General features: G+C 38.1%; 7 protein-coding genes. All 7 read right to left on the minus strand.

What is annotated here, in order from left to right; genetic code table 11:
• Nucleotides 1-35: 35 nt before the first annotated feature.
• The 7 genes from fabG to sdaAB all read right to left on the minus strand — a co-directional run bounded on the left by fabG (nt 36) and on the right by sdaAB (nt 7,211).
• The gene (gene fabG, locus D8M05_RS05070; protein WP_121129291.1) at nt 36-776 is read right to left on the minus strand and encodes a 3-oxoacyl-[acyl-carrier-protein] reductase; all 741 of its coding nucleotides are present in this window, start codon (nt 774-776) and stop codon (nt 36-38) included.
• On the minus strand, nt 776-1,714 hold the full coding sequence (gene fabD / locus D8M05_RS05075) for an ACP S-malonyltransferase (protein WP_121129293.1): 939 nt from the start codon (nt 1,712-1,714) through the stop codon (nt 776-778). Before fabD ends, fabG begins: the two co-directional genes overlap by 1 nt.
• Before the next feature lie 4 nt (nt 1,715-1,718).
• A complete protein-coding gene (gene plsX, locus D8M05_RS05080; RefSeq protein WP_121129295.1) occupies nt 1,719-2,717 on the minus strand; it encodes a phosphate acyltransferase PlsX in 999 nt (332 codons plus the stop codon).
• Nucleotides 2,701-3,291 carry a transcription factor FapR gene (gene fapR / locus D8M05_RS05085; RefSeq protein WP_121129297.1) on the minus strand — a complete coding sequence of 197 codons (591 nt, stop codon included), beginning with the start codon at nt 3,289-3,291 and terminating at the stop codon, nt 2,701-2,703. The genes plsX and fapR overlap by 17 nt, the downstream gene beginning before the upstream one ends.
• Nucleotides 3,292-3,598: 307 nt before the next feature.
• Nucleotides 3,599-5,632 (minus strand): ATP-dependent DNA helicase RecG, encoded by a 2,034-nt coding sequence (gene recG, locus D8M05_RS05090; RefSeq protein WP_121129299.1) that lies wholly within the window; start codon nt 5,630-5,632, stop codon nt 3,599-3,601.
• Nucleotides 5,633-5,646: 14 nt separating this feature from the next.
• Nucleotides 5,647-6,522 carry an L-serine ammonia-lyase, iron-sulfur-dependent, subunit alpha gene (gene sdaAA / locus D8M05_RS05095; RefSeq protein WP_121129301.1) on the minus strand — a complete coding sequence of 292 codons (876 nt, stop codon included), beginning with the start codon at nt 6,520-6,522 and terminating at the stop codon, nt 5,647-5,649.
• Between the two features lie 26 nt (nt 6,523-6,548).
• Complete coding sequence (gene sdaAB, locus D8M05_RS05100; protein WP_121129303.1) at nt 6,549-7,211, minus strand: L-serine ammonia-lyase, iron-sulfur-dependent subunit beta; 663 nt, start codon at nt 7,209-7,211, stop codon at nt 6,549-6,551.
• Nucleotides 7,212-7,554: the final 343 nt, after the last annotated feature.

The raw sequence follows: 7,554 nt of genomic DNA on the forward strand, positions 1-7,554 counted from the left end.
TCACAAAATACTACTAGTTATTACGAAACAAATAATTACATGACCATGCCACCATCAATATGAATCGTTTGTCCTGTAATATAATTCGCATCCTCTGAAGCTAAGAAGCGAACCACTCTCGCTACATCTTCAGGCTGTCCTAACTTAGCCAAAGGAATCATATCTAGTGTTCCTTGTCTTTGTTCGTCTGTTAATTCATCCGTCATATCCGTAGCAATAAAACCTGGTGCAACAGCATTCACGAGAATGTTACGTGATGCTAGTTCTTTTGCAGTCGTTTTTGTTAATCCAATGACACCAGCTTTTGCTGCGACGTAATTGGCCTGCCCTGGATTCCCTGCTACCCCAACAATGGAAGCAACATTAATAATCCTTCCTGCCCGTTGTTTCATCATTTGTCTAGTAACTGCCTTTGTACAAACGAAGACACCTTTAAGGTTTGTATTTATAACTTGATCAAATTCTTCTTCTTTCATTCGCATAAGCAAATTGTCTCTGGTAATACCAGCATTATTAACTAATATATCCAAGCTACCAAACTGAGACACAACTTCCTTCATCATCGCCTTAACATCTGACTCGTTGGCCACATCTGCTTGAATCTTAAATGCTTTTACACCTAATTTCTCTATTTCTTCTACAACTGCTTGTGCTTTCTGTTCACTGCCTGCATAGTTTACAGCAACATTCGCACCCTGACTAGCTAGTTCTATAGCAATTGCTCTCCCTATTCCACGTGAGGCACCTGTTACTAACGCATTTTGACCTGTTAACATTACATATCCTCCCGTAACCAAGTGATTAGTTGATTCATAGAATCGATATCTTGTACTGAAAATACTTCTGTTTTCCGATTAATTTTGCGTAATAAACCAGTTAACACTTTTCCATTACCGACTTCAACAAATGCATCAATATCTGTTTCCATCATATTTCGTATCGATTCCTCAAATCGAACTGGAGAGTATAACTGTTTAATAAGAAGATCCTTAATCTCATCACTTTTCGTTACTGCCTTGGCAGACACATTGGCAAATACTGGGATTTCCGCATCTTTAAATGTTACTTGATGTAAATAATTTGCAAATTCTTCATTTGCTGATTTCATTAATCGAGAATGAAATGGACCACTAACATTTAATGGAAGCACCCGTTTTGCTCCATGTTCTTTTAAAAGACTGCCTGCTTGATCAATCCCTTTCTTAGAACCGGATATTACGATTTGACCTGGACAATTTAGATTTGCAATATCAACAATTTCATCCGTTATTCTTTCTAAGGCTTTTGTGATTTCAAGTTCAGACAAGCCCAATACCGCAGCCATCGTCCCCTGTCCTTTAGGAAATGCAGCTTCCATTAATCTTCCACGAATTTGGACAAGTGGCAATGCATCTTCTAGTGAAAGCGCATTTGCCGCTACTAATGCACCGTATTCACCTAGGCTATGTCCGACCGTCATTACAGGGTGGATTCCTTCATTCATTAATAATCTAGTAGTAGCAATACTCGATAATAATAATGCCGGCTGCGCATTTTCCGTTTCGGTTAAAGATTCTTTTGGCCCTTCAAACATTAACGAAGTAATATCTTTGTCTAATAATTCGTTCGCCTCTTGAAATAGTTCTCTCACTTCAGGAAATGCATCATAAAAGTTTTTTCCTATCCCTACTGTCTGAGAACCTTGGCCTGGGAACATAAAAGCGACGCGCTTCATAGAATCACTCCTTTTCAAAATCCATTGATTCAACCGTTTCCTTAATTGTGTTTGTTACATCATTGTCAACCATATACTTCGCCTGTTTTATTGCACTTACAATTGCCCTTCTTTTAGAAGAACCATGGGCTTTAATAACAGGTGCAGCAAGTCCGAACAAACCTGCCCCGCCATATTCAGAGTAATCAAGTTTATTCTTAAGTCCTTTTAAATCATTTTTTAAAAGGACAGCCCCAATTTTTGTTTTCGTTGATGACATCATCGTTTCTTTTAAAATCTTAAATAAAGCTCCGGCTGTTCCTTCGATTGTTTTTAGCGCTATATTCCCACTAAAACCATCTGTCACAACAACATCTGCTATCCCATCTAATAAATCTCTTGCCTCAACATTTCCAATAAAATTGATCGGTGCTTCTTTCAGTTGCTTAAAAACTTTTTTGGTAAGATCGTTTCCTTTACCATCTTCTGTTCCAACATTTAAAAGGCCGACCCTTGGATTTTTTATCGAGCGGACTTTTTCTGTATAAATGGATCCCATCACTGCATATTGAACAAGATGTTGCGGTTTCGCATCTACATTTGCTCCCACATCTAACATAACAAATCCCTTACCATCAACAGTGGGTAAAGTAGGACTTAATGCTGGTCGGTCAATTCCTGGGACTCTTCCAACAACAAATAATCCCGCACTCATTAATGCTCCTGTATTACCAGCAGATATACAAGCATCTGCTCTACCTTCTTTAACCTCTTTGGCCATTAAAACAAGTGATGAATTTTTTTTACGACGGACCGCACGAACTGGCTCATCCTCAGAAGTTATTACTTCATCTGCATGAATAACCTCTATGTTTTTCGCATTCGTTAATAATGGCTTTATCTTTGCTTCATCACCGACTAGTACGATATGTAAATCCTCTATTTCCGAAATTGCATCCATTGCACCTAAAACGATTTCTGTTGGTGCATGATCGCCACCCATTGCATCAATTGCTAATTTCATTATTTTGAACTCCTTCTTCAAGGTTGGACCGATACATGTAAAATGTTCCTATAAAGACCTTCTCATTTCCTACGAAACTGTTTACATCAACTATTGTTAGCCCTTTTCGCTCTCCGTTTACGATTGCCTTAGCAATAACCCGCTCTCCTTCTTTTACTTGGCGGGTAAACTTAATTTCGGCTTTTGCCGTTAAGGCCAAGTCGTCGTTGATCACAGCAACCGCTAACGAGTTTGCTTGGGCAAACAAATGATGTCCCCGAGCTATTTTGTTCCTAGAAAAAACAAATTCAGTAGTTATATCAAGAATAGAAATAGCACGTACATCTAATTCTAAATCAATTACTTCACCAATAACCTCTTCTAACGGTAACGCTTTTACCGTTTCATTCCACTGATTTGTTGCAACATGTTTAATACGCTCTCTTAACTCTGGTATAGATAACTCCATACGATCAAGGCGAATCGTCTGAATACTAACAGAGAACTGATTTGCAAGTTGTTCATCTGTAATAAATGGAGAATCTTGTATTTTTTCTTTTAATAATTGTTGTCGTTCTGCTTTTGTTCGCTTCATTCATTTTGCACCATCCATCGTATTTAACATCCTTAACACTTTTTAAAAGGGGGTTTTCAATATGATTGTTGTTTTGATCCAAGTATTGAAATTCAACTTAAAATTCGACACTTTCAGAAGGCAGCTAAAGGCCTTCCCTAAGGTCCAACCGCATTTGCACAAACCATCGTAATAGTTATTTGTAGTTATTTCAATTCATTGGCAACAAACAGTATGAAATGGACCTTTAATATAAACTTGTTCTCATGTTAAGACTTGGTACTAATAGTAATATATAATACCATTTCAATTTATGCAAGTAATCCTATTAATCTAATGTAGTGGAAAGTGATGGGTCTGTTTCTAGTATGCGTTTTAACGGGAGAAATGCTGCATCATTTTCCAAAAGATTATTTTCAATTATTTCACTAGCATCTTTACGTGCAGTCTCTAGAGCCCTGTAGTCATGAATCATATCTGCAACTTTAAATTCTGGTACACCGCTTTGTTTTTTTCCAAAAAAATCTCCCGGACCTCGGAGCTTCAAGTCCTCCTCCGATAATTCAAACCCATTTGTCGTCTCAGTCATAATCCGCATTCTTTCTTTTCCAACTTCTCCTTTAGGATCTGCTATTAAAATGCAATAACTTTGTTTATCTCCTCGACCAACTCGTCCACGTAACTGATGGAGCTGAGACAATCCAAACCTTTCCGCATCGTAAATAACCATAATCGTTGCATTTGGCACATTTACACCTACCTCGACAACAGTTGTCGAAACGAGAACTTGTAAATGATTACTTGCAAACTCCTTCATGACTTCGTCTTTCTCATTTGCTTTAAGCCGCCCATGCATTAATCCTACTTTAACCTCCTGTGGGAAAAATTCCACAAGTTGATGGTATAAGTCAACTGCATCTTGAATATCAAGCTTATCAGATTCCTCAATAAGTGGACAAATGACGTATGCTTGTTCACCTTGTTCCACATGTTTTTCTATCATATGCAATATCCGCTCAAACATATTGTCTTTTGCCCAGTATGTTTCAATCTCTTTCCGACCTTTTGGCATTTCGTCAATAACTGAAACGTCCATATCCCCAAAAGCTGTAATGGCTAAAGTTCTTGGGATTGGTGTTGCCGTCATAAATAGAACATCAGGCTTAAGTCCTTTATCCCTTAATGTTCTCCGTTGTTCAACACCAAAGCGGTGCTGCTCATCTACAATAACATAGCCTAAATCATTAAAGTAAACATCATCCTGAATTAACGCATGGGTACCAATCAAAATATGTATCTCATGTTTTTGTAAACCTGAAAGAAGCTCCCTACGTTTCTTCCCTTTAACAGAACCAGTCAATAATGCGATATTTGCGCGCTCTCCAAAAAGCGCTTTTAGTGATTCATAATGCTGTTCTGCCAATATCTCCGTTGGCACCATTAGTGCACCTTGTTTTCCTGCTGTGATTGTAGCAAATAAACTAATTGCAGCTACTGCTGTCTTACCAGAACCTACATCCCCTTGTAGAAGGCGATTCATCCTGTTAGGTGATTTCATATCCGCTAATATTTCCTTTAATGATTTTTTTTGAGCATCAGTTAATTCAAACGGAAAACTCTGTACAAATTCCGAAACACGCTTCTCATCAAATTGTTGTGCATTTCCTTCTGTCGACTCACGGTTTATCTTACGCAACAGTTGCATTTTAAGCTGAAATAATAGAAATTCTTCATATACGAATCTTCTTCTAGCATGTTTTAAGGCAATTCGATCAGGAGGAAAATGCATCGTCTTAATTGCAATATTACGGTTTGGGATTTTATATGACTTGGTATACGTTTCAGGTATAAATTCAGTGATTTCATCAGCGTATATATTATATGCTTGTTGTATGGTTTTCTTTAGCTTTATATTCGTGACGTTTCCCTTAATAGAATAACTTGGTTGGACATTATCCTGATTCTCAGCTGCCCCCAACTTATAATTGCTGACCGTAATTTGCAATCGGTGGGCATCCCACTTACCAGTTAACGTAATTATATGGTCAGAATGAATTTGTTTTTTCGCAAATGCACGATTAAACATAACTGCCTTTACCGCAACTCCTTCTACCTCAATCGTAAAAGTAAGTCGGGATTTTTTTCTTCCATAAAAGGTTAAGGATGGTTCATGAACCACCCTACCTTCAATCGTTACTTTATCATCATGGATAAGCTCAGCGAGGGGTTTTATTTCATATACATCATAGCGATAAGGGAAGTAATGCAAGAGGTCATCGATTGTATAAATGCTCATTAAAGCAAGATCCTCTGCAAACTTCTCGCCAACACCTTTTAACGCTGTAATGGGATCAGTTAGCACAATTACCACTCTTTCTATACAGATATTCCAAAAATTTTCTCTTTCAAAAGACGGCCAGTCGGTGTATCTGCAAGACCACCTTCACCTGTTTCTCGTAGGGATGATGGCATTTGTTTCCCGATTCGATACATTGCACCTATTACCTCATCACACGGTATTCTACTTATAACACCTGCTAAAGCAAGATCTGCAGATACAATTGCCTGTGAAGAACCTAATGCATTTCTTTTTACACATGGTACTTCGACAAGTCCAGCTACAGGATCGCAAACGAGTCCTAACATATTTTTTAATGTAATCGCAAACGCTTCAGACGATTGCTGTGGTGTCCCTCCTGCCATTTCAACAATTGCAGCAGCCGCCATTGCTCCTGCTGAACCGACTTCAGCTTGACAACCACCTGCTGCACCTGAGATAAAAGCATTATTAGCAACAACTAGTCCAAATGCACCAGCGGTAAACAAGAAGCGTATCATTTGTTCTCTTGTTGGATTCAACTGTTCTTTAACAGCAAATAATGCACCAGGAACACATCCAGCGCTTCCAGCTGTAGGTGTAGCACAAATAGTCCCCATTGCGGCATTTACCTCATTCGTTCCCATTGCTTTACTAACTGCATCCATCATTAAATGACCAGAAAGAGGGGTCTTTTCTTTCATATAATTTTGAATTAAAACAGCATCTCCTCCTGTTAATCCAGTAACAGAAGTAACGCCTTTTAATGCTTTTTCAATCGCCTTTTCCATGACCTGGAGATTATTTTCCATGCCTTTATATAGTTCTTCACGTGTTGCGTTTTTAACCTCCATTTCCTGGCGAATCATTACTTCAGAGATTAATATAGAATCTTTTTCAGCGAGCTCAATTAACTCAGCAACAGTTCTAAACATAACCGTCCTCCTTACGTCTTATTGAATTAGCTTACAATCTTAGAAATTCGAATAATATGATCAGCATTCTGTAATTCTTTTAAAATATTATCATCTACATTTTGATCAACTTCGATTACCATCAATGCTTCTTTCCCAACATCTTTCCGATTTACTTCCATGTGACCAATGTTTATTTCATGTTTTGCTAATATTTTTGTAACGGAGGCAATTGCACCAAATCTATCATTATGCATGATTAAAATGGCAGGATGATTTCCTGAAAGGCGTAATTCAAAACCATTAAGTTCTGTAATCTCTACCTTTCCACCTCCAATAGATATTCCTACTAGTTCAAGTTTATCTGTATCGTCTCCAATAATTAATCTCGCAGTGTTCGGGTGTTCACTAGAAGCACTGTCTTCAACATATTCTATATTTAATCCTCGTTTTTTCGCGATATCCATCGCTTGACTCATTCTAGGATCATCCGTTTGAAACCCCAATAGTCCACCTGCTAAAGCAAAATCTGTCCCATGTCCTTTATAGGTTTTTGCAAATGATTCATAAAGGTGAATTTTTGCCCATGTCGGTTCTTTCCCTAATAAATTCCGTGCAGCTAACCCAATACGTGCGGCACCTGCCGTATGGGAACTAGACGGTCCAATCATAATAGGCCCGATAATATCAAAAACAGAATTATATTTCATTTAAGCCACCTCCTAGCTGAATTAACTTCACTATACGTTTCTCTACATTATAGCAAAAAGTAGTTAATTATTCATTTTAATAATTAGTAGTCGATGTAAAGTGTTGATCTCTTTAATTCAGAATAGTCTTGAATACACCGTTCCGGAAAGACACTTCGCTTTCCACGGGCGGCTGGTGAGCCTTCTCCGTGCTATCGCACTACGCAGTCTCACCTAGGCCTATCCTCCCGTAGGAGTTATCATGAACGAAACTAGCCCCTTAATCGTAATATCGTAGATTAATTTGGTAATACTGCATTACAAAACCCAAATACCAAATCAGAGCTATAATACGAAAGGAGCT

Source organism: Oceanobacillus bengalensis (genome assembly GCF_003628445.1).
Taxonomy (GTDB): domain Bacteria; phylum Bacillota; class Bacilli; order Bacillales; family Amphibacillaceae; genus Oceanobacillus; species Oceanobacillus bengalensis.